The organism is Actinomadura sp. 7K507 (assembly GCF_004348425.1).
Taxonomy (GTDB): domain Bacteria; phylum Actinomycetota; class Actinomycetes; order Streptosporangiales; family Streptosporangiaceae; genus Spirillospora.
The window spans coordinates 1-26,234 of the sequence record NZ_SMKK01000126.1 but is presented as its reverse complement, the minus strand read 5'-3'; the positions used below and the strand labels follow the sequence as shown (position 1 = coordinate 26,234).

The 26,234-nt window shown below is 72.5% G+C and carries 23 protein-coding genes; 12 read left to right on the top strand and 11 right to left on the bottom strand.

All coding sequences use genetic code 11. The features are described 5' to 3' along the window. The 4 genes from sucB to lipB all read left to right on the top strand — a co-directional run. Positions 1-1,131, top strand: a 1,131-nt coding sequence (sucB, locus tag E1285_RS26075) for a 2-oxoglutarate dehydrogenase, E2 component, dihydrolipoamide succinyltransferase (protein ID WP_132156523.1), incomplete at its 5' end; no start/stop codon positions are given. 133 nt (positions 1,132-1,264) lie between these two features. Then, the gene (locus E1285_RS26070) at positions 1,265-2,152 is read left to right on the top strand and encodes a TIGR01777 family oxidoreductase (RefSeq protein ID WP_132156521.1); all 888 of its coding nucleotides are present in this window, start codon (positions 1,265-1,267) and stop codon (positions 2,150-2,152) included. A gap of 84 nt (positions 2,153-2,236) precedes the next feature. Next, on the top strand, positions 2,237-2,974 hold the full coding sequence (locus tag E1285_RS26065; protein ID WP_132156519.1) for a peptidase E: 738 nt from the start codon (positions 2,237-2,239) through the stop codon (positions 2,972-2,974). Positions 2,975-3,053: 79 nt separating this feature from the next. Then, a complete protein-coding gene (gene lipB, locus E1285_RS26060) occupies positions 3,054-3,770 on the top strand; it encodes a lipoyl(octanoyl) transferase LipB (RefSeq protein WP_243723055.1) in 717 nt (238 codons plus the stop codon). A gap of 63 nt (positions 3,771-3,833) precedes the next feature. Here lipB and E1285_RS26055 read toward each other — a convergent pair whose 3' ends face one another. Then, positions 3,834-4,343 carry a DUF1877 family protein gene (locus tag E1285_RS26055; RefSeq protein WP_132156515.1) on the bottom strand — a complete coding sequence of 170 codons (510 nt, stop codon included), beginning with the start codon at positions 4,341-4,343 and terminating at the stop codon, positions 3,834-3,836. Positions 4,344-4,559: 216 nt separating this feature from the next. Here E1285_RS26055 and lipA point away from each other — a divergent pair, with 216 nt between their 5' ends. Both lipA and E1285_RS26045 read left to right on the top strand, forming a co-directional pair. After that, positions 4,560-5,489 (top strand): lipoyl synthase, encoded by a 930-nt coding sequence (lipA, locus tag E1285_RS26050; RefSeq protein WP_132156513.1) that lies wholly within the window; start codon positions 4,560-4,562, stop codon positions 5,487-5,489. Between the two features lie 36 nt (positions 5,490-5,525). Continuing rightward, positions 5,526-6,221 carry a DUF4191 domain-containing protein gene (locus E1285_RS26045; RefSeq protein WP_132156511.1) on the top strand — a complete coding sequence of 232 codons (696 nt, stop codon included), beginning with the start codon at positions 5,526-5,528 and terminating at the stop codon, positions 6,219-6,221. Positions 6,222-6,294: 73 nt separating this feature from the next. On the opposite strand, the gene E1285_RS26040 is transcribed toward E1285_RS26045, so the two are convergent. Then, positions 6,295-6,777, bottom strand: a complete 483-nt coding sequence (locus tag E1285_RS26040; protein ID WP_132156509.1) for an RDD family protein — start codon at positions 6,775-6,777, stop codon at positions 6,295-6,297. A 155-nt stretch (positions 6,778-6,932) separates the two neighbouring features. On the opposite strand from E1285_RS26040, the gene glnA (E1285_RS26035) reads away from it, so the two are divergent. After that, complete coding sequence (glnA, locus tag E1285_RS26035) at positions 6,933-8,357, top strand: type I glutamate--ammonia ligase (protein WP_132156507.1); 1,425 nt, start codon at positions 6,933-6,935, stop codon at positions 8,355-8,357. Positions 8,358-8,414: 57 nt separating this feature from the next. On the opposite strand, the gene E1285_RS26030 is transcribed toward glnA (E1285_RS26035), so the two are convergent. The 3 genes from E1285_RS26030 to E1285_RS26020 all read right to left on the bottom strand — a co-directional run bounded on the left by E1285_RS26030 (position 8,415) and on the right by E1285_RS26020 (position 11,798). Further along, positions 8,415-9,245, bottom strand: a complete 831-nt coding sequence (locus E1285_RS26030; protein WP_132156505.1) for an enoyl-CoA hydratase/isomerase family protein — start codon at positions 9,243-9,245, stop codon at positions 8,415-8,417. Between the two features lie 124 nt (positions 9,246-9,369). After that, positions 9,370-10,542 (bottom strand): FAD-dependent oxidoreductase, encoded by a 1,173-nt coding sequence (locus tag E1285_RS26025; protein ID WP_243723054.1) that lies wholly within the window; start codon positions 10,540-10,542, stop codon positions 9,370-9,372. 32 nt (positions 10,543-10,574) lie between these two features. Next, positions 10,575-11,798 carry an erythromycin esterase family protein gene (locus E1285_RS26020; RefSeq protein ID WP_132156503.1) on the bottom strand — a complete coding sequence of 408 codons (1,224 nt, stop codon included), beginning with the start codon at positions 11,796-11,798 and terminating at the stop codon, positions 10,575-10,577. A gap of 107 nt (positions 11,799-11,905) precedes the next feature. On the opposite strand from E1285_RS26020, the gene E1285_RS26015 reads away from it, so the two are divergent. Further along, positions 11,906-12,094 (top strand): hypothetical protein, encoded by a 189-nt coding sequence (locus E1285_RS26015; RefSeq protein ID WP_165966767.1) that lies wholly within the window; start codon positions 11,906-11,908, stop codon positions 12,092-12,094. Next, positions 12,091-14,226: a DEAD/DEAH box helicase gene (locus tag E1285_RS26010; RefSeq protein ID WP_132156499.1), complete on the top strand. Its 2,136-nt coding sequence runs from the start codon at positions 12,091-12,093 to the stop codon at positions 14,224-14,226. The genes E1285_RS26015 and E1285_RS26010 overlap by 4 nt, the downstream gene beginning before the upstream one ends. Before the next feature lie 25 nt (positions 14,227-14,251). On the opposite strand, the gene E1285_RS26005 is transcribed toward E1285_RS26010, so the two are convergent. Next, the gene (locus tag E1285_RS26005; protein WP_132156497.1) at positions 14,252-15,826 is read right to left on the bottom strand and encodes an alpha/beta hydrolase; all 1,575 of its coding nucleotides are present in this window, start codon (positions 15,824-15,826) and stop codon (positions 14,252-14,254) included. A 335-nt stretch (positions 15,827-16,161) separates the two neighbouring features. On the opposite strand from E1285_RS26005, the gene E1285_RS26000 reads away from it, so the two are divergent. Next, the gene (locus E1285_RS26000; protein WP_243723053.1) at positions 16,162-16,998 is read left to right on the top strand and encodes a phosphatase PAP2 family protein; all 837 of its coding nucleotides are present in this window, start codon (positions 16,162-16,164) and stop codon (positions 16,996-16,998) included. A gap of 31 nt (positions 16,999-17,029) precedes the next feature. Here the strand turns inward: E1285_RS26000 and E1285_RS25995 are convergent, their stop codons facing one another. The 5 genes from E1285_RS25995 to E1285_RS25975 form a co-directional block, all read right to left on the bottom strand. Beyond that, positions 17,030-20,059, bottom strand: coding sequence for a bifunctional [glutamine synthetase] adenylyltransferase/[glutamine synthetase]-adenylyl-L-tyrosine phosphorylase (locus E1285_RS25995; protein ID WP_243723052.1), 3,030 nt, complete (start codon positions 20,057-20,059; stop codon positions 17,030-17,032). Positions 20,060-20,136: 77 nt separating this feature from the next. Next, the gene (glnA, locus tag E1285_RS25990) at positions 20,137-21,498 is read right to left on the bottom strand and encodes a type I glutamate--ammonia ligase (protein WP_132156493.1); all 1,362 of its coding nucleotides are present in this window, start codon (positions 21,496-21,498) and stop codon (positions 20,137-20,139) included. A 153-nt stretch (positions 21,499-21,651) separates the two neighbouring features. Next, a complete protein-coding gene (locus E1285_RS25985) occupies positions 21,652-22,455 on the bottom strand; it encodes an amino acid ABC transporter ATP-binding protein (RefSeq protein ID WP_132156491.1) in 804 nt (267 codons plus the stop codon). Beyond that, the gene (locus E1285_RS25980) at positions 22,452-23,282 is read right to left on the bottom strand and encodes an amino acid ABC transporter permease (protein WP_243723051.1); all 831 of its coding nucleotides are present in this window, start codon (positions 23,280-23,282) and stop codon (positions 22,452-22,454) included. Before E1285_RS25980 ends, E1285_RS25985 begins: the two co-directional genes overlap by 4 nt. Then, positions 23,279-24,103 (bottom strand): transporter substrate-binding domain-containing protein, encoded by an 825-nt coding sequence (locus tag E1285_RS25975; protein WP_243723050.1) that lies wholly within the window; start codon positions 24,101-24,103, stop codon positions 23,279-23,281. Before E1285_RS25975 ends, E1285_RS25980 begins: the two co-directional genes overlap by 4 nt. Before the next feature lie 172 nt (positions 24,104-24,275). Here E1285_RS25975 and E1285_RS25970 point away from each other — a divergent pair, with 172 nt between their 5' ends. After that, a complete protein-coding gene (locus E1285_RS25970; protein WP_132156487.1) occupies positions 24,276-25,295 on the top strand; it encodes a terpene synthase family protein in 1,020 nt (339 codons plus the stop codon). A 68-nt stretch (positions 25,296-25,363) separates the two neighbouring features. Further along, a partial coding sequence (locus E1285_RS25965) for a nitrilase-related carbon-nitrogen hydrolase (RefSeq protein WP_279510094.1) occupies positions 25,364-26,234 on the top strand: 871 nt, incomplete at its 3' end.

The window sequence follows — 26,234 nt, the reverse complement described above, 5'->3', positions numbered from 1 at the left end:
GCCTGGCCGCCCCCTGCCCAGGAGCAGCCGGCGGCGCCCCCGACTCCGGCGCCCGCCCAGCAGCAGCCCCGGCAGCCGTCCGCGCCCGAGCCCGCCCCCGCGGCGCAGCAGCCGTCCGCGCAGCCGGAGGCGCCGTCCGGTGAGGGCCCCTACGTCACGCCGCTGGTCCGCAAGCTCGCCACCGAGCACAACGTGGACCTGTCCGCGGTCAAGGGCACCGGTGTCGGCGGCCGCATCCGCAAGCAGGACGTCCTGGAGGCGGCCCGCTCCGCCCAGGAGGCCGCCCGGCAGCAGCCCGCGCCCGCCGCCCCGGCGGCGGCACCGGCACCGGCGGCCGCGCCGCAGGCGCCCGCCGGCCGTCGTCCCGCCCCGGCCCCCGCCGGCGCCCCGGCCGAGCAGCTCGCGCTGCGCGGCCGCACCGAGAAGATGTCGCGCATGCGGCAGACGATCGCCCGCCGCATGGTGGAGTCGCTGCAGGTGGCGGCGCAGCTCACCACGGTCGTCGAGGTGGACATCACCAAGATCGCGCGGCTCCGGGAGCAGGCGAAGGCCGACTTCCAGGCCCGCGAGGGCGTCAAGCTGTCGTTCCTGCCGTTCTTCGCGATGGCGACCGTCGAGGCGCTCAAGGCGCACCCGAAGATGAACGCGGTCATCAACGGGGAGACCAACGAGGTCACCTACCACGAGGTCGAGAACCTCAGCATCGCGGTGGACGTGCCCGAGCGCGGCCTGATGGTCCCCGTCGTGCACAACGCGGGGCACCTGAACCTCGGCGGCCTCGCGCAGCGGATCGCCGACATCGCCGAGCGCACCCGCGCCGGCAACGTCAGCCCGGACGAGCTGGCCGGCGGCACGTTCACGCTGACCAACACCGGCAGCCGCGGCGCGCTGTTCGACACCCCGATCCTCAACCAGCCGCAGGTCGGCATGCTCGGTACCGGCTCGGTCGTCAAGCGGCCCGCCGTCATCGACGACCCGGACCTGGGCGAGGTCATCGCGGTGCGCTCGATGGTCTACCTGGCGCTGACCTACGACCACCGGCTGGTCGACGGCGCGGACGCCGCCCGCTTCCTCGCCACGATCAAGCACCGCCTGGAGGAGGGCAACTTCGAGGCCGACCTCGGCCTCTGACCGTCCCCCGCAGGACGTCCGGGACCCCGCGGCGCCACCCGGCGCGGCGGGGTCCCGCGGTCCGTACCGGGGAAACCCGGGAGCGGCTGAGAATCTCAGCAGGTAGTGGCGCCGTCCGCCTAGGGTGGAGACCATGAGGGTCACCGTCACGGGCTCGTCGGGCCTCATCGGCTCGGCGCTGGTGCAGTCGCTGCGGGAGGACGGCCACGCGGTCGTCCGGCTGATACGGCGCGAACCGTCCAGACCCGACGAGGCGCGCTGGTCCCCCGCGGACGGGTGCGTCGAGGCGGCGGCGCTGGACGGCGCGGACGCGGTCGTGCACCTGGCGGGCGCCGGGATCGGCGACCGGCCGTGGACGAAGGCGTACAAGCGCAAGATCAGGGACAGCCGGCTGGACGGCACCCGCACGATCGCCGAGGCGATCGCCGCGGCCGGAGGGCGGCCGCCCGTGCTGGTCTGCGGGTCGGCGATCGGCTACTACGGCGACACCGGCGGGGACGAGGTCGACGAGAAGGATCCCGCCGGTCGCGGCTTCCTGGCCGGTCTCGTCCGCGACTGGGAGGCCGCCGCCGCGCCCGCGCGGGAGGCGGGCGTCCGGGTCGTCCATCCGCGGACGGGCGTCATCCTGGCGCGCGAGGGCGGCATGCTGGGCCGCACGCTGCCGCTGTTCAGGCTCGGGCTGGGCGGCAGGCTCGGCGACGGCGGGCAGTGGACGAGCTGGATCTCCCTGGCCGACCAGATCGCGGCGCTGCGCTTCCTCATCGACCACGAGATCGCCGGGCCGGTCAACCTGACCGCGCCGAACCCGGTGACCAACGAGACCTACACCAGGGCGCTAGGCCGCGCCCTGCACCGGCCGACCAGGCTCGCCGTCCCGGAGTTCGCGCTGCGGGCGGCGCTGCGCGGGTTCGCCGGCGAGGGACCGCTGATCAGCCAGCGGGTCCTGCCGCGCCGGCTGGAGGAGGCCGGGTTCCGGTTCGCGCACGAGGACGTCGACGCCGCCCTCGCCGACGTCCTGTGAGTCCAAAGAATCGTCAAAGTCCCGGCCGGTCCCGTTCGGTAGCCATACGGTGACAATGAGAGTTCACGGCTCGGAGGAGGGTGAATGAGCACCGACGGACAGCCGCACATTCTGGCGATCGGCGGGGGGTCGTTCGTGCCGGACGGCCGGGAGGGGATCTCGCCGAGCCCGCTGCTGCGCTACGCGTTCGACCTGACCGGCCAGGACCGGCCGAGGGTCTGCGTCATCACGACGGCCGTCGGCGACGGCGCCGAGTACATCGCGCGCTCCTACGCCGCGTTCTCCTCGATGGACGCCGAGGTCAGCCATCTGGCGCTGTTCCCGATGCCGAACGTCGCCGACGTCCGGGCGCACCTGCTCACCCAGGACCTCGTGTACGTGGGCGGAGGCAGCGTCGCGAACCTGCTGGCCCTGTGGCGGCTGCACGGCCTCGACGAGATCCTGCGGGAGGCGTGGCAGGAGGGCGTGGTGCTGTCCGGGCAGAGCGCGGGCGCGCTGTGCTGGCACGTCGGCGGCAACACCGACTCGTTCGGTCCGCAGCTCCGCCCGCTCACCGACGGCCTGGGCTTCCTGCCGTTCTCGTGCGGCGTCCACTACGACAGCGACCCGCAGCGCCGTCCGCTGCTGCAGCAGCTCGTCGGCGAGGGCACCCTGCCCGGCGGGTACGCGGCCGACGAGTCCGTGGCGCTGCACTACGTGGGCACCGAGTTCGTCCAGGCCGTCTCGTACCGGCGGGAGGCGGGCGCCTACCGCATCGAGCCGGACGGGCCCGGGACGGCGAAGGAGTACCGGCTGGAGCCGCGCCTGCTCGCCGCCCTCTGAAGGCGCGCCCTTTGACAGCCCGCCCTCTGGAGGCCCGCGCTCTGAAGGCATGGCGTTAGGAGGGCATAAGCTGGCTCGTGTGAGCGATGTGGACGTACGCGAGCTGGTGGTGGTGCACGCGGGGTTCGGCACGGCGGCCGTCCCCTACGCGGAGGGGTGGGAGCTGCAGAAGCGCACCCACGCCCTGCGGGTGGACGACGCGATCCCCGACACCGTCCTGCTGCTGGAACACCAGCCGGTCTACACGGCGGGCAAGCGGACCGAGGCGCTCGACCGTCCGTTCGGCGACCCCGGCGCCCCCGTCGTGGACGTGGACCGCGGCGGCAAGATCACCTGGCATGGCCCGGGCCAGCTCACCGGCTACCCGATCATCCGGCTCCCCGACCCGAAGGACGTCGTCGGGTACGTGCGGGTGCTGGAGCGGATGATGATGGACGTCTGCGCCGAGCTCGGCCTGGAGGCCGTCACCGTGGAGGGGCAGAGCGGCCTGTGGGTGCCCGGCACTCCCAACCGCAAGATCGGCTCCATCGGGATCCGGGTGGCGCGGGGCGTGACGATGCACGGGTTCATGCTCAACTGCGACAACGACATGGGCTGGTTCGACAAGATCGTCCCTTGCGGCATCCGGGACGCCGGGTCCACCAGCCTCAGCGTCGAACTCGGCCGGGACGTCCCTGTCGCCGAGGTCGTCCCGCTGGCCGAACGGCACCTGTCCGCCGCGCTCGGCGCGGTGGCCACACTCCACCGCACCACCGCGCAACTCGAGACCCCTGCGCAACTCGAGACCCCTGCGTGACTCCGGCCCCCCGCGCAACCCGGAAGCACCGCGCGGCTCGGGGCCGGAAGGGGGCCGCGCCGATCAGCCCTCGGGGGCCATCACCTTGTAGACGGCCTGGCCCTCGGAGGCGGCGAGCATGAAGAACTCCGCCAGGCCCTTGTAGGCGGGCTTGAGGACCTTGTCGCGGGTGGCGCCGTCCAGCCTGCCCGCGTCCTGCACCCCGGCCTTGCCCATCGCCTCCGGGTCGTACCGTCCGGCGACCTCCGCGAACGGCGTCGCGGCCAGATGGTCGGCGGCGGGCTTGACCCGGTCCGGAGCGAGGTAAATCACGTCCATGCCCAGTTCGTCGGCGCCGTCCTCGGTGAGCAGCCGCCCGCCGCAGACGGCGTCGGCCTCGGGCTGGCGCCCGTCCCACGGGTCGCCGGTGACGAGGTAGTGCACCGCCTGCCACGTCCAGCCGAGATCGAACAGTTCCGCCGCGCTCCGCTTGCGCCAGCCGGCGGCACCGAAGATGTGGCGGGCGATCCGGCCGGGATCCGGCTCCCCCTCCAGCACCGGCGGCACCCTGAGGTACGACATTGCCAGACCCACTGCGGTCCTCCTGCTAACGCTGTTGCGTGACGACAGGGAGTCACCCTAGAGAGATCGGCTGTTGCACATGGCAGAAACACGCGAATCGGGGAGGTGAACGGGGTACTGTCATGCGTTCGAGATCGCTCCGATACGCCATCGAGCCCCGCCCGGCCACAGCGGCCCCGGCGGCGGCCGGTGTGCCGGGAGCGCCGATCGCGACGTACGCTGGGACCCGTGACGACGGTGACACCTGACGGACGCAAGCTCCTGCGCATCGAGGCACGCAACAGCGAGACCCCGATCGAGCGCAAGCCCGAATGGATCAAGACCCGGGTGCGGATGGGCCCGCAGTTCCGCGAACTGAGCGGCCTGGTGAAGTCCGAGGGCCTGCACACCGTGTGCCAGGAGGCGGGTTGCCCCAACATCTACGAATGCTGGGAGGACCGGGAGGCCACGTTCCTGATCGGCGGCGACCAGTGCACCCGGCGCTGCGACTTCTGCCAGATCGACACGGGCAAGCCCGCCGAGCTCGACCGGGACGAGCCGCGCCGCGTCGCCGAGTCGGTGGCCACGATGGGCCTGAAGTACGCCACCATCACGGGCGTCGCCCGCGACGACCTGGACGACGGCGGCGCCTGGCTGTACGCCGAGACCGTCCGGCGGATCCACGCGGCGATCCCCGGCTGCGGCGTCGAACTGCTGATCCCCGACTTCAACGCCGACCCCGAGCAGCTGGGCGAGGTCTTCTCGTCCCGCCCGGAGGTCCTGGCGCACAACGTGGAGACCGTTCCCCGGATCTTCAAGCGGATCCGGCCGGGGTTCCGCTACGACCGCTCGCTCGACGTCCTCACGAAGGCGCGGGCGGACGGCCTGGTCACCAAGTCCAACCTGATCCTCGGCATGGGCGAGACCCGCGAGGAGGTCTCGCAGGCCCTGCGCGACCTGCACGCGGCCGGCTGCGAGCTGATCACGATCACCCAGTACCTGCGGCCGAGCCCCCGCCACCACCCGGTCGAGCGGTGGGTGAAGCCCGAGGAGTTCGTGGAGCTGTCCGCCGAGGCGGAGGAGATCGGCTTCGCGGGGGTCATGTCGGGGCCGCTGGTCCGTTCCAGCTACCGCGCGGGCCGTCTGTACAAGCAGGCGATCGAGGCGCGGGAGGCCTGAACGCACGGACGCCGCGACACGACTATCCTTGGATTTATGTCGAAGAAGCCCACGGACGGGGCCCAGGAGCGTCCGGGCCGCCTCAAGCAGATCCGCATGGTCGCCCAGGTGCTCCGCAAGGCCGACCCGAAGGCCCTGCCGATCGTGTTCGCCTCCGCGTTCGGCGCCCTGGTCGTCGTCATCCTCATCGGGCTGCTCGTCGGCCAGCTGTGGTTCTTCATCCCGCTGGGCGTCATGGCCGCCTTCGCCGTCGGCATGATCGTCTTCGGCCAGCTCGCGCAGCGCGCGCAGTACAAGGTGATCGCCGGGCAGCCGGGCGCCGCCGCCGCGATCCTGAAGAACATGCGCGGCAAGTGGACGGTCACCGAGGCGGTCAGCGGCAACCGCAACCTGGACCTGGTGCACCGGGTGGTGGGCCGCCCCGGCGTGGTGCTGGTGTCGGAGGGGCCGCGGAGCCGCGTCGGCCCGCTTCTCGGCGCCGAGAAGAAGCGCCTCTCCCGCGCCGCGCAGCAGGTGCCGATCTACGACGTGCAGGTCGGGGACGACGAGGGCCAGATCCCGGTCAGCAAGCTGCAGCGCCACCTGATGAAGCTGCCCCGCAACCTGAACAAGGGCCAGGTGAGCGAGCTGAACGACCGGCTGCAGGCACTCCCCCGGTCGATGCAGATGCCCAAGGGCCCGATCCCGAAGGGCGCCAAGATGCCCAAGGGCCCCAAGCCCAAGACGCGCTGACGGCCGGCCCGGCGGACACCAGAGACCGACATGAGAGAAGCGCCCCGCTCAGGGGCGCTTCCTCGTTCCCGGCCTAGAAATTGACGACCACTGTGTTGGCGGCGCGGTCATGGAGCCCCCGGTAGTCCCGGTCCCAGACCAGCGCGGGGATGACGAGCACCAGCAGGAGCGCCCGCGCCAGCCCCCAGACGAGCCCCACCGGCCGCCCGTCGAGGCGCGCTACGCGGATACCGCACAGGCGCTTGCCGATCGTCGTGCCGAGCAGCGCGGTCAGCAGCCACGCCTGGATCGCGAAGACGACCAGCGTCCACATGCTGCGCTGCGACGGGTCCCAGCCGAACGAGCGCGCCAGCAGGCTCGCCACCAGCATCGACAGGCCCCAGTCGATGAACAGCCCGACGAGCCGCCGGCCGTAGGACGCGACGGCCCCGCTGCCGCTGTCCGGAAGTCCGAGCCGCGCGCCCGGCTCACCGAGATCGGCGCCGGCCGACCGCGCCCCGCCGAGCCACGTCTGCGTCCACCGCGGCCCGCCGGCCTTCGCCTTGCCACTGCCCATGCCCTCTAAGCTATCCGGTCCCCCCGCGGGCTCGGACTCGGCTCCCGCCGCGGGCGCGGAGTGACGCGTAACACAGTGGAAACATATGAGACACGGCCGGGAAACGGCGCCGCCATAGCCTGCCGGAAGCCAAGGAAGCGCCCCAAGGAGGCTGGATGTTCAGCAGCGCCGAAGAGGTCCTGAGCTACATCAGGAACGAAGGTGTGCGATTCGTCGACTGCCGGTTCGTGGACCTGCCGGGCAAGATGCAGCACTTCACGTTCCCCGTCGAGAGCTTCGGGGAGAGCGTCTTCACCGAGGGGCTGATGTTCGACGGCTCGTCGGTCCGCGGCTTCCAGGAGATCCACGAGTCGGACATGCTCCTGCTCCCGGACCCGTCCACCGCGGTCGTCGACCCGTTCCGGCAGCACAAGACCCTGAACCTGAACTTCTTCGTCCACGACCCGCTGACCGGCGAGCCCTACAGCCGCGACCCGCGCAACGTGGCCAAGAAGGCGCAGGACTACCTGCGCGGCACCGGCATCGCCGACACCTGCTTCTTCGGGCCCGAGGCCGAGTTCTACATCTTCGACGACGTCCGGTTCGAGACCAGGCAGAACGCGGGCTACTACTACCTCGACTCGGTCGAGGGCGCCTGGAACACCGGCCGCGAGGAGCCCGGCGGCAACCTCGGCGCCAAGCCCCCGTACAAGGGCGGCTACTTCCCCGTCCCGCCGATGGACCACTACACCGACCTGCGTTCGGAGATGGTCTCGCAGCTCCTGGCGTCGGGCATCCACGTCGAGATGCAGCACCACGAGGTCGGCACCGCCGGCCAGGCCGAGATCGACTTCCGCTTCGACACGCTGCTGAAGACGGCCGACCAGCTCATGCTCTACAAGTACATCGTCAAGAACGTCGCGCGCGCCGCCGGCAAGACCGTGACCTTCATGCCGAAGCCGATCTTCGGCGACAACGGCTCGGGCATGCACTGCCACCAGTCCCTCTGGAAGGACGGCGCACCGCTGTTCTACGACGAGGTCGGCTACGCGGGCCTGTCCGACAACGCCCGCTACTACATCGGCGGCCTGCTCAAGCACGCCCCGTCCCTGCTGGCCTTCACCAACCCGACGGTCAACAGCTACCACCGCCTCGTCCCCGGCTACGAGGCCCCGGTGAACCTGGTCTACTCCCAGCGCAACCGCTCGGCCTGCATCCGCATCCCGATCACCGGCTCGAACCCGAAGGCCAAGCGCGTCGAGTTCCGCGTCCCGGACCCGTCCTGCAACCCCTACCTGGCCTTCTCCGCGATGCTGATGGCCGGCCTGGACGGCATCAAGAACAAGATCGAGCCCGCGGAGCCGGTCGACAAGGACCTCTACGAGCTCCCGCCCGAGGAGGCCCGCGCCATCCCGACCGTCCCCGGCTCGCTGCCGGAGGTCCTCGCGGCCCTGGAGGCCGACCACGAGTACCTGCTCGAAGGCGGCGTGTTCACCCAGGACCTCATCGAGACCTGGATCGCGATGAAGAACGAGTTCGAGATCGACCCGATCCGCCTGCGCCCCCACCCCCACGAGTTCGAGCTCTATTACGACATCTGATCCCGTGGCAGCGCGTCCCCGCAGGTCGTGGGCGGCCTGCGGGGCGCGGGCGCTGACTTATCCGGCGGCGTCTCGCTCGCCGGTGGCCGGTGGCTGTGCGGAGGGGAACCGGGGCGCGCGCTTGTCGCGCAGCGCGGCGGCGCCTTCGACGACGTCGGGGCCGAGGAAGGTCAGCATCTCGTACGCGGCGGACTGGTCGAAGATCGGACCGGCCATGCGCAGCCAGCCGTTGAGCGCGCGTTTGGTCAGCCGGATCGCGGGCTGCGACCCGGTCGCGAGGGTCTCCGCGACGCGCAGCGCCTCGGGCAGCACCTCCTCGCGCGGGACGGCCTTGCTGACCAGCCCGATCCGCTCGGCCTCGGCGCCTTCGACCATCTCCCCGGTCATCAGGTAGTAGCGGGCCTTGGCCATGCCGACCAGCAGCGGCCAGATGATCGCCGCGTGGTCCCCGGCGGCGACGCCGAGCCTGACGTGGCCGTCGCCGATCCGGGCGTCCTGCGCGCAGATGGAGATGTCGGCCATCAGCGCCACCACGGTTCCGGCGCCGACCGCGACCCCGTTGATCGCGGACACCACCGGCTTCTCGCAGTTGACGATGTTGTAGACGAGGTCGCTCATCTCGGAGAGCATGTGCGACACGCGGTCGTAGTCGCCCATCATGCGCTCCACCATGCCGAGGTCTCCCCCGGCGGAGAACGCCCTGCCCGCCCCGGTCACCACCGCGACCCTCGTCTCCGGGTCGGCCGACACCTCCGTCCAGACGCGCGCCAGCTCGGTGTGCATCCGCTCGTCCGCCGCGTTGTACTTCTCCGGCCGGTCCATCGTGATCAGCAGGACGCCGTCCGGCCGCCGCTCGAACGTCAGGTGCTCGTACTCCGAGAACGTCATCGATATGCCCTTTCAGCTCAACGTCAGGCCGCCGCCCGTCGAGGTGAACAGTGCCGTGTCCGTAAGGCCGGGGGCAAACCCACGAAGACCCCTGCGGCAGGTGAGAGGCGCGGGCGCGGCCCGCCTACCCCTGGCCGAGGAGATCTGCGTACTCGCCGACCATCAGATCCGCTCCCTTGAGCTGTGAGGTCATCTCCGCGTTTAGGATGTCCAGCTGGAGGAGCGTGTCTCCCCGGTCCGCCGAATGCCGCCGGATGTGCGCCGCGGTCTCGGCGTCCACGTGGTCCTCCCAGCCGGGTGCGTAGGTGGCGCCGCCGCCGGGGCCCAGGGGGAGGACGATTCCCGGCGGGCCGGGCCGGTAGGCGGCGAGCTCGTCGCCGCCGTCCAGGAGGGTGCGGATGCCGGCCGCGATCACGGCGGCGTGGCCGGTCGCGGCGCCCGCCTGCTTGGCCTCGGGGACGGCGGTGATGTCGCCGAGGGCGAAGACGCGCTGCTGGCCGGTCAGGCGCAGGTCGGCGGTGACGTCGAGACGGCCGTTCTCCCGCCGGGAGGCCGCCAGGTCCTCGGCCAGGTAGCCGGTGACGGGTGAGGCGCCGAAGCAGCGGAACCAGACGTCGGCGGTGAGCCGTTCGCCCGTCTGCAGCGTGGCGGTGAAGGTTCCGGCCTCACCGGCGCCGGTCGGCGGCTCTTCGCGCAGGTGCGCGCCGGGCAGAACGCGGACTCCCATCGCGTCGAGCTGGCGGCGCAGCTCGGCCCTGAACTCGTCCGGGTAGCCGCCGGGGACGATGTCGTCGTCCCGGGTGACGATGGTGACCGCCTTGTCCGGCCACACCGACGTGATCTCCCCGGCCAGTTCGAGTCCCACGGGTCCCCCGCCGAGGAGCAGGACGCTGTCCGCGTCGGCCAGGGCCTTGCGGGTGGCGTGGTACCGCTCCTTGGCGGTGGCGCTGTCGGCGACGCCCGCCTTCGCCGGGAAGGGGTAGGACGAGCCGGTCGCCAGGACGATGTAGGCGGCCTCGATCCGCGTCCCGGAGGCCAGCGTGACGGACGTGGCGTCCACCCGCACCGCCTTGTCGCGGATCACCCGGCCGCGGCTCAGCAGCCGGTCGTAGGGGATGAACATCCGGTCCGTCCACCGCGGGTCGGTGAGCCCGCGCAGCGCGGCGACGTTGTGGACGAAGGTGTCCCGGGGTTCGATGAGGACGACGTCGGTGACGTCGTCGAGTTCCTTGGCGAGGGCGATGCCGCCGTAGCCGCCACCGACGACGGCCACGGTCGTACGCATGGTCGTGCTCATGAAAATCGCTCCTGATCCTTTGGTTGTCCGCGTTACAGCAGGGTGGTCGGCGTGATGGCGCGTACATGCAGCAGCGCGTCGAACCATTCGTCGAGGCGGCCCGCCGCCAGGTAGTGGTCGGAGTCCGCGGCGGCGTCGTAGATCCCGCCGATGATCCGCAGGCCGCGAGGTCCCCGCAGCCATTCGTCCACCGCGCCGGGGCGGGGTGCGTGCATGTCGAGCGCGTACAGGTCCGGGCCGGCCGCGGCCAGTTCGGCGTCGGCGGAGCCGGCCATCGGCGGCGGAACCCGCTGGCCCGGGTGAAGTCCGCTCACATCCCCGTGGCCGAACCCGATCAGCAGCGAGAGGTAGCCGGTGCCCAGCCGCCGGCGCAGCTCGTTGCCGACGCTCTGGAAGGGCTCCAGCAGGGCCGCGGGTTCCAGGCGGGCCGCGTTCGCGGTGAACGACATTCCCTCCCAGTAGGCGATCTTCGTTGCGCCGTCCTCCAGCAGCGCGGTCATGGCCGCCACCGAGCGGCGCCGGGTGGCGGCGTAGTCGAAGCCTCCGGCGGCGAAGCCGCCGGAGTGGAAGTCCACGATGAGCTGGGCCGCCTCCAGGGCGGCGTCCGCGTGCGGAAGCGAGGCGACCAGGTCGCGGGCGTCCCGCGCGTGGTCGGCGAAGGGGCGGCCGGGATGGGTGCCGCGTGCCTTCTGCACGTGCTCGGGCACCTGGTGGGCGGTCACGATGGTGTCGTAGTGGCGGCGCAGCTCGTCCAGCCGGTGGCCGCCCACCGCTGCCACGTGGCCGAGGACGGCGCCGTAATGGGCGGGCCGCGCCTCGGGAGGGTTCAGCCCGACCATCCGGAACGGGTCGGAGGGGTGCCGCCGGTTGAACGACCGCGCCCACTCGACCACGCCGAGCATCTCCCGGCTGCGCCAGGGCACCCACAGGTCGGCCAGCGCCTCGCGGGGGTCCCCCTCGCCGGTGCGGACATAGGCGTCCAGCCTGTCGACCACCGTCTCGTCGTCCTGGATCGCCAGGACGCGGAAGCCCAGTTTCTCGGCCAGGAGGCGCAGGACGCGGTGTCCCAGCGCCGTCACCTCGTGCCCCGCGCGGGTCGACTCGCCGATGCCGACGACCGCCGCGCCGGACGCCATGGCCGCGAGCGGTTCCAGGTCGGTGAGGGCTTCGGCGGGATCGGTGGCCGCCAGCGCGTGGGCGTTCTCACCGATCCACCGCCGCGCCGCCGCGGCGACCTCGTCGTTGCGCACCGTCATCCACTCCCCTCACTTGCGGGCGTCCTTCACGATCTGCAGCCTAGGAAGGCGGTAAGAGATATTGAATGCTTGATCGGCGCTCTTTTATACGCCAGCGTCTCACCAGCGTGTTCGAGGAGCGCAGCTCGATGGCCGCGCATCCGCTGCCGACGGCCGAGCTTTCCGATCTGTCCGTCTCGCCTGGCATCCTCGGTATGGTCGTGGTGGGCGGGGCCTACAGCACGGTGCGGGCGCGCCTGCTGCTCGCGTCTGGCACCGCGGACGAGTGGATCGGCGCGGGCGAGGGAGCGCGATGACCGGCGAGGCCAAGGACGTCCTGCGGAACGGGTACGCGCTGCTGGGCGCCGCCCGCGACCTGATCGCCGACCACCGGCGTGCGCTCGCCGAAGTGGGTACGGCGCTGGCGCCGTTGCGGGCCGAGGCGGCGCGGGAGCAGCTCCGGTCGATCCCGCTCACGCGGCTGAAGGACGTCACGGACGGGCGCCTGCGGCTGGGGCCGCTGGAGGAGGCGGACTTCACGAGCGTCGCGGACGTCCTGGAGTCGACGCCGTACCGGCTCCAGCTGCTGCCGGGGATCGGGCCGCAGACCGCGCGGCAGGTGCACGCCGCGGCGGCGAGCCTGGCGGAGGCGGCTGAACGGTCGGCGACGGTGCGCATCGACGTCGAGCGGCGGGACGAGGCGATGACGCCGGTGGTCGTCGCGCTGCATCGGCTGGTGAACGCGGGACCGGAGCTGACGCGGGCGCGGGCCGCCGCGCAGGAGGCCGAGGAGCGGTTCGCGCCGCTGGTGCACGACGCGCGGCCGGCCGGGTCCTGGTGGCGCAGGGTCTTCGCGCGGCCGTCCCGGCGGGAGCGGGCGCGGGCGGCGATCGGTGAGCTGGCGGAGGCCCTCGGAGCCGAGGAGCGGCGCGACGGCAGGCTGCTGATCTCGCAGGCGTCGGTGGACCTGCTGCGTCCCGGCGCCTCGCCGGACGAGGCGTGGATCGACTTCGAGCTGCGCGCGTCCGACTACCAGACCCTGCTGGCCGAGCTGGCGGCGCTGGACCCCGAGAAGGGCGCGGCGGAGGGCTTCCTGCCGGGCGACCTGGCGGCGCGCGTCAAGGCGCAGCCGCTCGACGACACGTTCCGGCGGGTGTCGCTGCGCGGCTACCAGTCGTTCGGGGCCCGGTTCGCGCTCGCCCAGCGGCGGGTGATCGTGGGCGACGAGATGGGACTGGGCAAGACGATCCAGGCGATCGCCGCGATCGCCCATCTGCGGGCCGAGGGCGAGACGCACTTCCTGGTGGCGTGCCCGGCGAGCGTGCTGATCAACTGGGTGCGGGAGATCGAGACGCGCAGCACGATCGCCGCGCATCCGCTGCACGGCCCGGGACGCGGGGCGGCGCTGCGGAAGTGGGCCGGGGACGGAGGCATCGCGGTGACGACGCTCTCCACGCTCCACGCCCTCGACGTCCCGCAGGACCTCGCGATCGGGATGTTCGTGGTGGACGAGGCCCACTACGCCAAGAACCACGAGACGCGGCGGGCCCGCGCGGTCGCCGGATGGTGCCGGCGGACGGAGCACGTGCTCTTCCTGACCGGCACCCCGATGGAGAACCGGGTCGACGAGTTCCGCAGCCTGGTCGCGCATCTGCGGCCCGACGTCGCCGAACGGGTCCGGCCGAGCGACGCGGCGATGGGCGCGCGGGCGTTCCGGTCGGCGGTAGCGCCGGTCTACCTGCGGCGCAACCAGCGGGACGTGCTGGTGGAACTGCCCGAGGTCATGCACGTGGACGAGCTGGAGGAGTTCAGCCGGGCCGATGCGGCCGCCTACCGGCGGGCGGTGGCGGACGGCAACTTCATGGCGATGCGCCGTGCCGCGTACGCCGTCCCGAAGCGGTCGGCGAAGCTGGACCGGCTGAAGGAACTGGTGGAGGAGGCCGCCGAGAACGACCTGAAGGTCGTGGTGTTCTCCTACTTCCGGGACGTGCTGGCCGCCGTCCGGGAGACGCTCGGCCCGCGCGCGCGGGGACCGATCGCGGGCGACACCCCGGTCGCCCGGCGGCAGGAGATCGTGGACGCGTTCACCGCCGAGCCGGGGCCCGCCGTCCTGCTGGCGCAGATCCAGGCGGGCGGGGTCGGCCTCAACCTCCAGGCCGCGTCCGTGGTGATCATCTGCGAGCCGCAGGTGAAGCCGACCATGGAGACGCAGGCGATCGGCCGCGCCCACCGGATGGGGCAGGTGCGCACCGTGCAGGTGCACCGGCTGCTCACGCCGGGCAGCGTGGACGAGCGGATGCTGGAGATCCTCCAGGTCAAGAGCATCCTGTTCGACCGGTACGCGCGGCGCAGCGATCTCGCGGAGCAGTCGCCGGACGCGGTGGACGTCTCCGAGCAGGACCTCGCGCGCCAGATCGTCGCGGACGAGCAGCAGCGCCTCGGGACCTGAGCGGGCGCGGGGTGGACCAGGCCGTCTAGCCGCAGGTCGCGCCGCTCGTCGGGACGGCGCCCTGGAGGAGGTAGGCGTTGACGGTCCTGCGGACGCACGGGTCCCCGGTGTCGTAGGCGCCGTGGCCCTCTCCCCGGAGGGTGAGGAGCGTCGCGCGTCCGCCGAGCTCCCTCGTCAGGGCGGGCGCCCACGCGTAGGGGGTGGCCGGGTCGCCGGTGTTGCCGACGACGAGGATCGGCGCGGCGGACGGGGCGGACACCTCCCGGGCGGCGTCGTCGCCCTTCACCGGCCAGCCGGTGCACTGGAGGAGGCTCCACGCCATGGACGTCCCGAAGACCGGTGAGGCGTCGCGGAACTCCGGCAGGAGCCGCCGGACGTCGGCCGGGCCGTAGCGGTCGGTGCCGTCGGCGCAGGTGATCGCGGTGTTGGCGGCGGAGAGGTTGGTGTAGGTCCCGTCCTCGTCGCGGCCGTTCTGGAGGTCGGCGAGCATGAGCAGCAGGGAGCCGTCGCGGCGCTTGACCGCGTCGGCGAGGCCCTGCGCGAGGTACGGCCAGGCGTTCCTGGAGTACAGCGCGGCGGCCACGCCGGTCGTGCCCAGGCTCTGGGTGACCTTGCGGGCGCCGGACGTGGGCAGCGGGTTCTGGTCGAGGCCTTCCAGGAGCCGTTCGATGGAGGTCACGACGGACGGTGCGTCCGTTCCGGAGGGGCAGTGCTTCGTGCCGAGGCGCGCGCAGGCGGCGGCGAATTCGCGCAGGGCCCGCTGGAACGCGGCGGCCTGCTGGAGGGCGAGGTCCGCGCTGCTGATCCCGGTGTCGACGGCGGCGTCGAGGACGGCCCGGCCGACCCGGTCCGGGAACCGGTGCGCGTAGGCGCCGCCGAGCCAGGTGCCGTAGGAGATCCCGAAGTAGTGCAGTTTCCGGTCGCCCAGCGCGATGCGGATCATCTCCATGTCGCGGGCCGCGTTCGGGGTGCCGACGTGAGGCAGGAGTTCCCCGGATCGGGCCGCGCACTGTTTGGCGTAGGCGGCGCGGCCGTCGGCGTACGCCTTCTCCTCGGCGGCGGTGTCGGGGCTGTCGTCGCGGGCGGCGATCTCGTCCATGCGCTTGTCGCCGACGCAGGTCACGGGTGCGCTGCGGCCGACGCCGCGCGGGTCGAATCCGACGAGGTCGTAGCGGGTGCCGAGTTCGGCGTACTGGCCGGCGGCCTGGGCGAGCGTGCCGATGCCGTCCCCGCCCGGTCCGCCGAAGTTGAACAGCAGCGAGCCGATGCGGTGTCTCGGATCGGTGGCCGGGACCTTGATCAGCGCGATGCCGATCGTCCTGCCGGAGGGCTCGGCGTAGTCGAGCGGTACCTTCAGGGTCGCGCAGCGGAATCCGGAGGCCGGCGTCCCGGCGCCGGGCGGGATCTCCGGGAGCCCGGTGCAGCGTTTCCAGTCCGGTGGCCGGACGGCCGCGCGGGCGGCCCCCGACTCCGCGCTCGTCTCCGTGCGGGTGACGTTCATCCCGTGGTGGGTTGCGCTCGCTTCCGCCTCGTGTAGGGGTATTCCGCCCAGGCTGGAGACCAGTCCGGAAACGGCCAGCGCGCCGGCGCCGGCCAGCACGGTGCCATGTATCGCCCCATATCGGGCCATTCGTCCCCCGTTCGTTTCACGGGGGGCGGTCGAGGCCTACCCGGGGACTCATATGCTGACTCCTGATCAACTCCATAGGCTCCGCCCGGGGGAGGAGCACAGGGGGATGCATCCCCGGCCCCGATCCCCCGAAAGTCCGGATACCGCATCAGGGTCGTACTACTCAAGTCTGAGACGAAGACCATTCGCCGCGGTGATCACAGCCAGGGGGCCGCGCGGCAAAGATAGGTGGCATGGCTCAAACCGCCCCCCCAGCATCCCGCCGGGACCCGGCCCCGGAGGCCAGGCAAGGCGAGCGGCGAACCATGGCCGCGGCGATGCGGCGCCGGGTGCCCACCGCGCCTCCGGTGTGGCGGGAGCTTCTGCTGGTCGCGCTCTTCTACACCGGATATACGCTGACGCGCCTCGTCCTGGTTCAGGACGGCACGGAGACGGCGTTCGCGAACGCCGACGAGATCCTTCGCGTGGAGCGCGCCCTGGGGCTGGACATCGAGCTCTACCTCAACGAGACGCTGCTGGCGGTGCCCTGGCTGGCGCGCGCCGCCAACGTCTTCTACGCCACGATGCACTTCATCGTGACGCTCGGCGTCGTCATCTGGCTGTACCGCTACCGGCCGCAGCACTACCGGTGGCTGCGCACGTCGCTCATGGTGGCGACCGGCGTGGCGCTGATCGGGTTCTGGCTGTACCCGCTGGCGCCGCCGAGGTTCCTGCACAGCGAGGGCTTCGTCGACCCGGTGACCGCGCTGCACTCGCTCGGCCTGTACGCCAGCGACGCCTCGGGAACCCTCACCAACCAGTACGCGGCGATGCCTTCCATGCACGCCGGGTGGGCCCTGTGGTGCGGGGTCATCATGTTCAAGCTGGCCACGAAAAAGTGGGCCAAGGTCCTCGGCGCCCTCTACCCCCTCACGACCGTGGTGGTGATCCTGGCCACCGCCAACCACTACATCCTGGACGCGGTGGCCGGGTTCGCGCTGGTCGGCGGAGCGCTCTGGTTGTCGTGGGCGCTCTACATCCGGCCGCCGAAACCGCTCCTCGTCGCGCGGGCCCGCATCTCCCACGACCTCGCTCAGCGCAGGGGCGGCGCGAAGGGGCCCGGGGCGGGCTCCGCCGGACCCAGGTGCCCCACCCGCACCTGAACCCCAGCGCACCACGCCGGGAAAGAGCCGGTCAGTCCGCTCCGTAGAAGACGCGCTCGACGACGGCGCGGGCACGGCGGGTGTGGCGGCGATAGTCCTCCAGGAGGTCCTCCGTCCCCGGGTAGCCGAGGACGCGGGTGACGGCGGTGCGCTCCCTGTGGTGGTCGGTGGGCAGCAGGTCGGACGCGCGGCCCCGCACCAGCATGATCGAGCCCCGGATGCGGGTCGCCAGGCGCCACGCCTCGGTGAGGACGGCGGCGTCCCCGGCGTCCAGGAGGCGCGCGCCGACCGCCGCGTCCAGCGTGTCCAGGGTCCGGGTGGTGCGCAGCGCCGGGACCCCGTGCGCGTGCTGGAGCTGCAGGAGCTGCGCGACCCACTCCACGTCGGCGAGGCCGCCGGGCCCGAGCTTGGTGTGCTGCCGCCGCTCGACGCCGCGCGGGAGCCGCTCGGACTCCATCCGGGCCTTCAGCCGCCGGATCTGCCGGACGGCGTCGTCGCCGAGGCCGTCCTCCGGCCAGCGGACCGGGTCGATCAGCGCGCGGAACCGCTCACGCAGCCCCGGGTCGCCGATGAGCGGGTCCGCGCGCAGCAGGGCCTGCGCCTCCCAGGGCTCCGACCAGCGGGCGTAGTAGGCGGCGTAGGACGCCAGCGTGCGGACCAGCGGCCCCTGCCGGCCCTCCGGGCGCAGGTTCGGGTCGATCTCCAGCGGCGGGTCGGGGGCGGGCAGCGCCAGGAGGCGGCGCAGTTCCTCGGCGACGGCGTGCGCGGCGCGTCCGGCGGCCCGCTCGTCCGCGCCGGGCAGCGGGTCGTGGACGAACATCACGTCGGCGTCGCTGCCGTAGCCGAGTTCGTGCCCGCCGAACCGGCCCATCGCGACGACGGCCATCCGGGTCGGCAGCGGCTCCCGCGACTCGATCTCGATCTTGTTGACGGCGGCGCTGAGGGCGGCCTCGACGGTGACGGCGGCGATGCCGGTGAGGGCGTCCCCCACCGTCCGGACGTCCGCCATGCCGAGCAGGTCGGAGACGGCCACCCGGAACAGCTCGCGCCGCCGCAGCCCCCGCAGCACCCCGACGGCCTCTTCCGCCGAGGCGGTGTCCTCGGTGTGGCGGCGGACGGCCGCGAGGGCCTCCGACCGGAGGGCCTCGAAGGGACGCGGCGCCAGATCGGTGTCGCTGCCGAGGATCGCGACCGCCTCGGGGGCGCGCAGCAGCAGGTCGGTGGCGTAGCGGCTGGACCCGAGCAGCCAGGCCATCCGCTCGGCGACGGTCACCTCGTCGCGCAGCAGCCGCAGGTACCAGGGGGTGGTGCCGAGCGCGTCGCTGACCTGCCGGAAGCCGAGCAGGCCCGCGTCCGGGTCGGGCGCGTCGGCGAACCAGCCGAGCATGACCGGCAGCAGCGTCCGCTGGATCGCGGCGCGGCGCGAGACCCCGGAGGTCAGCGCCTCGATGTGCCGGAGCGCGCCCGCCGGGTCGGCGTAGCCGAGTGCCTCCAGCCGGGCGCGGGCCGCCTCGGCGGTGAGCCGCGCCTCCTGCCCCGGCAGCCGCGCCACGGCCCGCAGCAGCGGCCGGTAGAACAGCTTCTCGTGGATGCGGCGGACCTCGCGGGCGTGCCGCCGCCACAGCGCGGTGAACTCCCCGACGGGACCGGTGCGCAGGCCGAGGGCACGGCCGAGGCGGCGCAGTCCGGCCTCGTCGCCGGGGACGAGATGGGTGCGCCGCAGCCGGTGCAGCTGGACGAGGTGCTCCACCCGCCGCAGGAACCGGTACGCCGAGGCCAGCGCCGCCGCGTCGTCGCGCCCGACGTACCCGCCCCGCGACAGGTCGGCGAGGGCGTCCAGGGTGGTCGGGCTGCGGAGCGTCTCGTCGGCGCGGCCGTGGACGAGCTGGAGCAGCTGCACCGCGAACTCCACGTCCCGCAGCCCGCCGGGGCCGAGCTTGAGCTGGCGTTCGGAGTCGGCGGTGCGCTGGTTCAGGTCGGCCTCGACGCGGCGCCGCATCGCCTGGACGTCCTCGACGAAGCTCTCCCCCTCGGCGGCCTTCCACACGATCGGGGCGATGGTGTCGAGGTAGCGGGCTCCCAGGTCCGCGTCGCCGGCGACGGGCCGGGCCTTCAGCAGAGCCTGGAACTCCCACGTCTTGGCCCAGCGCTCGTAGTAGGCGCGGTGGCTGGCGAGGGTCCGCACGAGCGGCCCGGCCTTGCCCTCGGGCCGCAGCGCCGCGTCCACGTCCCAGAGCGAGCCCTCCTCGGTGCTGGACGAGCAGGCCCGCATCATCGCCGACGCCAGCCGGGCCGCGGCCCGCAGCGCCGCGTCCTCGCCCTCGCCCTCGCGCGCTTCGGCCACGAAGATCACGTCGACGTCGCTGACGTAGTTCAGCTCGCGTCCCCCGCACTTGCCCATGCCGATGACGGCGAGCCGGCACGTCCCGTGCTCGGGGACCTCGGCGCGGCCGACGGCGAGGCCCGCCTCCAGCGCGGCGGCGGCGAGGTCGGCCAGCTCGGCGGCGACGTCGGCGACGTCCGCCCCGCCGACCAGGTCGCGTCCCGCCAGGGCCAGGAGCCGCCGGCGGTACGCGACGCGCAGCGCGACGAGGGTTTCGGGGCCGCATCCGGACGCGACCGGCTCCCCGGCGGCCGGGTCCGCGCCGACGGCGGCCAGCAGGTCGTCGCGGGGACGCGCGGCGAGTTCGCGCCGGCCGCCGTCGCGCAGGACCAGCCAGTGGTCGGGATGCCGGGCGAGATGGTCGCCGAGCGCGGCGCTCACTCCGAGGACGGCGGTGAGCCGCTCCCGCGTGCCGGGCTCGTCCCGCAGGGCCCGCAGCAGCTCGCCGGCGACGCCCCGCTCGCCGGCCGACGCGAGGATGCGCAGCAGCCCGTCCAGCGCGAGGTCGGGGTCGGCGGTGCCGCCGAGGGCGTCGAGCAGGTCGTCGCCCGGCCGGTCGCCGGTGCCCCGCTCCGCCTCCAGCAGGAGCCGCTCGGCGCGGGCCGCGTCGGTGAAGCCGAGCCGCGCCAGGCGCCCGGCGAGGGAGGGACGGCGTTCGGGAGTCCACGACTCGGTCACGGGGTCCACCGTAATCCGGTGGGGCCATCGAGCGGAGCTCGTCCGTTGAAAGGCGGTGGGCGGGGGCTGGAGGACGGTTAGAGCACCGCTAGCAGGCGCTTGCGTTCGAACTCGGTCACCTGGCGGCGGTAGTCCTCCCATTCCTGGCGCTTGTTGCGCAGGAAGAAGTCGAACACGTGCTCGCCGAGGACGTCGGCCATCAGCTCGCTGCGCTCCAGCGCGTGGATCGCGTCGTCCAGGTCCTGCGGGAGCGGCTCGATGCCGAGGGCGCGCCGTTCGGCCACGGTGAGCGCCCACACGTCGTCCTCCGCGCCCGGCGGCAGCTCATAGCCCTCCTCGATGCCCTTCAGCCCGGCGCCGAGGATCGCCGCGAACGCCAGGTAGGGGTTCGCGGCCGTGTCCAGCAACCGGAACTCGATGCGGGTCGAGTGGCCCTTGTGCGGCTTGTACATCGGGACGCGGACGAGCGCGGACCGGTTGTTGTGGCCCCAGCAGATGTAGGACGGCGCCTCTCCCCCGGCGCCGGCGGCGGAGCCGACGTTGCCCCACAGCCGCTTGTAGGAGTTGACCCACTGGTTGCAGACCGCGGTGATCTCGGCGGAGTGCCGGAGCAGCCCGGCTATGAACGCCCGCCCGACCTTGGACAGCTTGTACTCCGCGCCCGGTTCGTAGAAGGCGTTGCGGTCGCCCTCGAACAGCGACATGTGGGTGTGCATGCCCGAGCCCGGGTGCTCGGTGAACGGCTTCGGCATGAAGGACGCCTGCACGCCCTGCTCCAGCGCGACCTCCTTCATCACCAGCCGGAACGTCATGATGTTGTCGGCGGTGGTGAGCGCGTCGGCGTACCGGAGGTCGATCTCCTGCTGGCCCGGACCGCCCTCATGGTGGCTGTACTCCACCGAGATGCCCATCGCCTCCAGCATCGTGATCGCGTTGCGGCGGAAGTCGTGCGCGGCGCTGTGCGGGGTGTGGTCGAAGTAGCCGGCCGCGTCCGCGGGCTCGGGCTCGCTCCCGTCCTCCGGCTTGTCGTTGAGGAGGTAGAACTCGACCTCGGGGTGGGTGTAGAAGGTGAAGCCGAGGTCGGCGGCCCGCGCCAGCGCCCGCTTGAGGACGTAGCGCGGGTCGGCGAAGCTCGGCGTCCCGTCCGGCATGAGGATGTCGCAGAACATGCGGCCGACGCCCGGGGACTCCGACCGCCAGGGCAGCACCTGGAACGTGGACGGGTCCGGCTTGGCGATCATGTCGGCCTCGTACACCCGGGCGAATCCCTCGATCGCCGACCCGTCGAACCCGATGCCCTCGCCGAAGGCGCCCTCCAGCTCGGCCGGGGCGACGGCCACGGACTTCAGGAACCCGAGCACGTCGGTGAACCACAGCCGGATGAAGCGGATGTCGCGCTCCTCCAGGGTGCGGAGCACGAACTCCTGCTGACGGTCCAAAGCCTTCTCCCTCGCTGCTGCTGCACTGCCGGCGACGCGAGGCCGGTGACGGTCGCCGGCCGCGGTCGCCGGTCCGGCTACGTTGCAGTATGCCCCGCCGCTGTTACCGCGACGTTACGTCCGAACCATTCCCGCTGACCGGAAGATATCCGACTACTCGCCCTCCCCGACCCGCGCGGCGGCCGGATCGAGGACGCGGGACAGGAACGTCCTGGTCCGCTCGTGCGCCGGGTCGGCGATCACCCGCTGCGGCGGGCCCTCCTCGACGACCACGCCGCCGTCCATGAATACCACCCGGTCGGCCACCTCCTGCGCGAAGCTCATCTCGTGGGTGACGACGAGCATGGTCATCCCGGTCCTGTTCCCTTGTGATCGGGCGAGTTCGCGCATCACGCCGAGGACGTCGCCGACGAGTTCCGGGTCGAGGGCGGACGTCGGCTCGTCGAACAGCATCACCTCCGGGCCCATCGCCAGCGCGCGGGCGATCGCCACGCGCTGCTGCTGGCCGCCGGACAGCTGCGCCGGGTAGGAGTCGACCTTGTCGGCCAGCCCGACCCGCTCCAGGTTCTCCCTCGCGACCTTCCCGGCCTGCGCCTTGTCCCGCTTCAGCACCTTCCGCTGAGCGATCATGACGTTGCCGAGGGCCGTCAGGTGCGGGAACAGGTTGAAGGACTGGAACACCATGCCGATCCGGCGGCGGACGGCGTCGATGTCCACCTCGGGATCGGTGATGTCGGCCCCGGCCACCCGGATCGTCCCGGCGGACGGCTCCTCCAGCAGGTTCACGCACCGCAGCAGCGTCGACTTGCCCGACCCGGACGGGCCGATCACGCAGACGACCTCGCCCGGCTCGACATGGAGATCGATGCCGCGCAGCACCTCGTTCGTCCCGAACGACTTGCGCAGCCCGGCGATCTCGATGGCCCCGCCCGCCGCCTTCCCGCCGTCGCCCTTCATCGCTGCCCCCTGCGCTGCCGCGCCTCCAGCCGCCGCGCCAGCAGGCTCAGCGGGATCGTGATGATCAGATAGCAGATCCCGGCCACGATGATCGGGGTGGTGTTGCCCTGCTCGCCCGCGAGGTCGCGGCCGAACTTGGTGAGCTCGCGCTGCTCCAGCGTGATGCCGAGGAACAACACGAGCGAGGAGTCCTTGCAGAGCAGCACCAGCTCGTTCGTGAGCGGCGGGACGATGATACGGAACGCCTGCGGGATGACGATCGAGGTCATCGCGCGGGTGTGGGACATGCCGAGCGAGCGCGCCGCCTCCATCTGCCCCTTGGGGACGGCCTGGATCCCCGCGCGGATCGTCTCCGCCATGTACGCGGTGGCGGCGAGCCCGAGCGCCAGCCCCGCCTGCCCGGCCGCGCCGCCCGGGATGTTCACGCCGGGGAAGGCCAGCGGCACGCCGACGCCCACGAAGATGAAGATCAGCAGCAGCGGCAGGCCGCGGAAGACCTCGATGTAGGCGGTGGCGAACCACCGGTACGGGGGGACCGACGACAACCGCATCAGCGCCACGACCAGCCCGCCGCCCAGGCCGAGGCCGAACCCGACCGCGGTGTACACGGCGGTGTTGCGCAGCCCCACCGTGACGATGTCGGGGAACAGGCTCTTCGCGACCTCCCAGTTGGCGAAGTTGAGCCGCAGGGTCTCCCAGTCGGCCAGCACGGCGATCACGACGACGGCCGCCGCGAAGATCCCGTACTGCCCGCCCAGCGAGAGCCGCCGGCGGCGCCGGCGGGACATCCCGCCCGGCCCCGCCGGCTTGAGGGTCTCCGTGGTCACGAGCCGCCGCCCGCGGCCGCGGGCATCGGGCCGATCCACTTCTCGTGGATCTTCTTGTAGGTGCCGTCCGCCCTGGCCTCCGCGATCGCCCGGTTGGTGATCTCGACCAGCTCGGGGTTGTGGTCCTTGCGCATCCACATGCCGTACTGCTCACCGGTGTCCAGGCTCGCGACGATCTCCAATCCGGAGTTCGCCGGGTCCTTCAGCCAGCCCTTGACGACCGGGTCGTCCTGCACGATCACGTCGACCTGGCCGGTGCGCAGCCCGTTCAGCTCGGCGTTGGAGTTGTCGAACGAGCGCGGGTCGAAGCCCTTGCCCTTGACGTGGTCCTCACCGGTCGTGCCGGCCTGGGAGCCGAGCTTCAGCTTCTTGGACTTCACGTCGTCCAGCGACGTGACGCCGCTGCCCTTCTTCGCCAGGAGCGCCTGCGTGGCGTCGAAGTACGGGTCGGAGACGTCCATGAACCGCCGGCGCTCGGGGGTGATCGTCATGCCGCCCATCTGGATGTCGCACTTGCCGGCGTTCAGCGCCGAGCCCGTCTTCATCGTCTCGAACGGGGTGTCGACGACCTTCTGCGTGACACCGAGCTTCTTGGCGACGAGGTCGATGATGTCGACGTCGAAGCCGACGACCTTGCCGGTCTTCTGGTCCTCCGACTGGAACGGCGGGTAGGGCAGGTGGGTGCACGAGGTCAGCGCACCCTTCTCGATGAGCTTCACGCCCTGGACGGTGGCGCCCTCGTCGCCGCCGCACGCCGACGTCGCCAGCAGCATGGCCGCCAGGCCGGCGCCGAGCGCCCATCGCACGGTCCCTCTGGACACGTTTCCTCCCTTATGAGGGTGTTGCTTGATCATCGAACTATCGCACGCCGCCCGCGTGCCGGGGAGGGGGGACGGGCGGGACGTCCATGACCGACCCCGCGTATCCGTTTCCCGAAAATTGACGTGGCGATCATGCCCGCCGCACACGGTGATCATTAACGTGGGCGGGGTCGTGGACATCTCACTTCTGCTCTCGATGACCGACCGGGTGACCGCGCTGGCCACGCCGTCGGCCATGCACCCGGAGTCGTGGCAGCTGTGCGCGCAGGTGGAGACCTGGGCGCGCGGCCGTGGCCTGGTGCTCGGAGATCCGGACACCTCGCCACTCGGCCGGGCCCGCTGCGAGCGGCTCGCCGCACGCGTCTTCCCCGACGCCGACCTGGAGGCCGTGGACCTGTTCGCCCGCTGGCTGACCTGGACGCTCGCGCTGGACGACACGATGGACCACCCGCCGCTCGCCGACAGCGGCAGCGCCGTGCACGGGCTGTACGACGACCTGCTGCGCGCGATGCGGCGCGGCCACGCGCGTCCCGGGGCCCGGCCGCTGGAGGCCGCGCTGGTGGAGCTGTGGCACACCACGTCCAGGAGCATGAGCCGGGACTGGCGACGCCGGTTCATGCTGCATCTGGAGGCGCACCGGGACGGCTGCGCCGAGGAGTCGGTCAACCGGCGCATCCGGCACGTGCCGACCGAGGCGGAGTACGCGCCGCTGCGCCGCAGGGCCTGCGGGCCGTTCCTGTACGACCTCGTCGAGCCCGTCCTCGGCGTCGAGCTGCCGGCCCGGCTGCTGCGGACGCCGCGCTGGAAGACCCTCGCCGACAGCGTCGCCGACGTCGTGGCCTGGTCCAACGATCTCGCGTCGCACGACCTGGAGTCGGCCCGCGGCGACGTCCACGATCTGCCCGCCGTCCTCGCGCGGGCGCACGGGCTGGACCCGGCGCAGGCCGCGGCCGCGGTGGCCGACCGGATCGCGGACCGGATCGAGGACGCCTGGACGGCGGCGCGCAGGCTCCCCGAGATGCTCGACAGGCTGGAGCTCACCGTCGCGCAGCGCGCCGCCGCCGCGCAGGTCGTCAAGGCCCTGCTGGACACGCCGCGCGCCCACGTGGACTGGCTCGCCGAGTCCGGCCGCTACGGGCGGGCCACGCCTCCCGCTCCCCTGCGCCTGGACGCCCTGGCGTCCCTGCGCTGAACCGCCGCACGGCACCCGGGACGCACTTCTCGTCACGATGACGAGAGTTGCGGGTCTATCCTTGGAGCGTGGCACAACTCAGGATCGCGCTCGCGCAGGTGAACTCGACCGTCGGCGACCTCGACGGCAACGCCGACAGGATCGTCGACTGGGCCCGGCGCGCCGCCGGCGCGGGCGCGCACCTGGTCGCCTTCCCCGAGATGATGCTGACCGGGTACCCGGTGGAGGACCTCGCGCTGCGCGGGTCCTTCGTCGAGGCGTCCCGGCGGGCCCTGGAGCGCCTCGCCCGCAGGCTCGCCGGCGAGGGCCTCGGCGACCTGCCCGTCGTCACCGGCTACCTCGACCGCCGGGAGGGCGGGCCCTCCCGGGCCGGGCAGCCCGCCGGGGCGCCGCTCGACGGCGCGGCATGGCTGCACGGCGGCGAGGTCCTGGCGCGCTCGGCCAAGCACCACCTGCCCAACTACGGCGTGTTCGACGAGTACCGGATCTTCGTGCGCGGCGACCGGCTGCCCGTCGTCCGCGTCCACGGCGTCGACGTCGCCACCGTCGTCTGCGAGGACCTCTGGCAGGACGGCGGCCCCGTCAGCGTCACCACCGCCTCCGGCGCCGGGCTGCTGCTCGCGATCAACGCCTCCCCGTACGAACGCGACAAGGACGACGTCCGCCTCGACCTGTGCGCCCGCCGCGCCCGCGAGGCCGGCTGCGCCCTCGCCTACGTCAACATGGTCGGCGGCCAGGACGAGCTCGTCTTCGACGGCGACTCGGTCGTCGTCGGCGCCGACGGGACGCTCCTCGCCCGCGCCCCCCAGTTCGCCGAGCACCTCCTCCTCGCCGACCTCGCGGTGCCCGCCGCGGCGTACGGCGCGGCGTCCGGCGAGCCGGAAGGCGCCCGGGTGGACGCCAGGGACGGCACGACGATCAGCATCGACCGGCACGTCT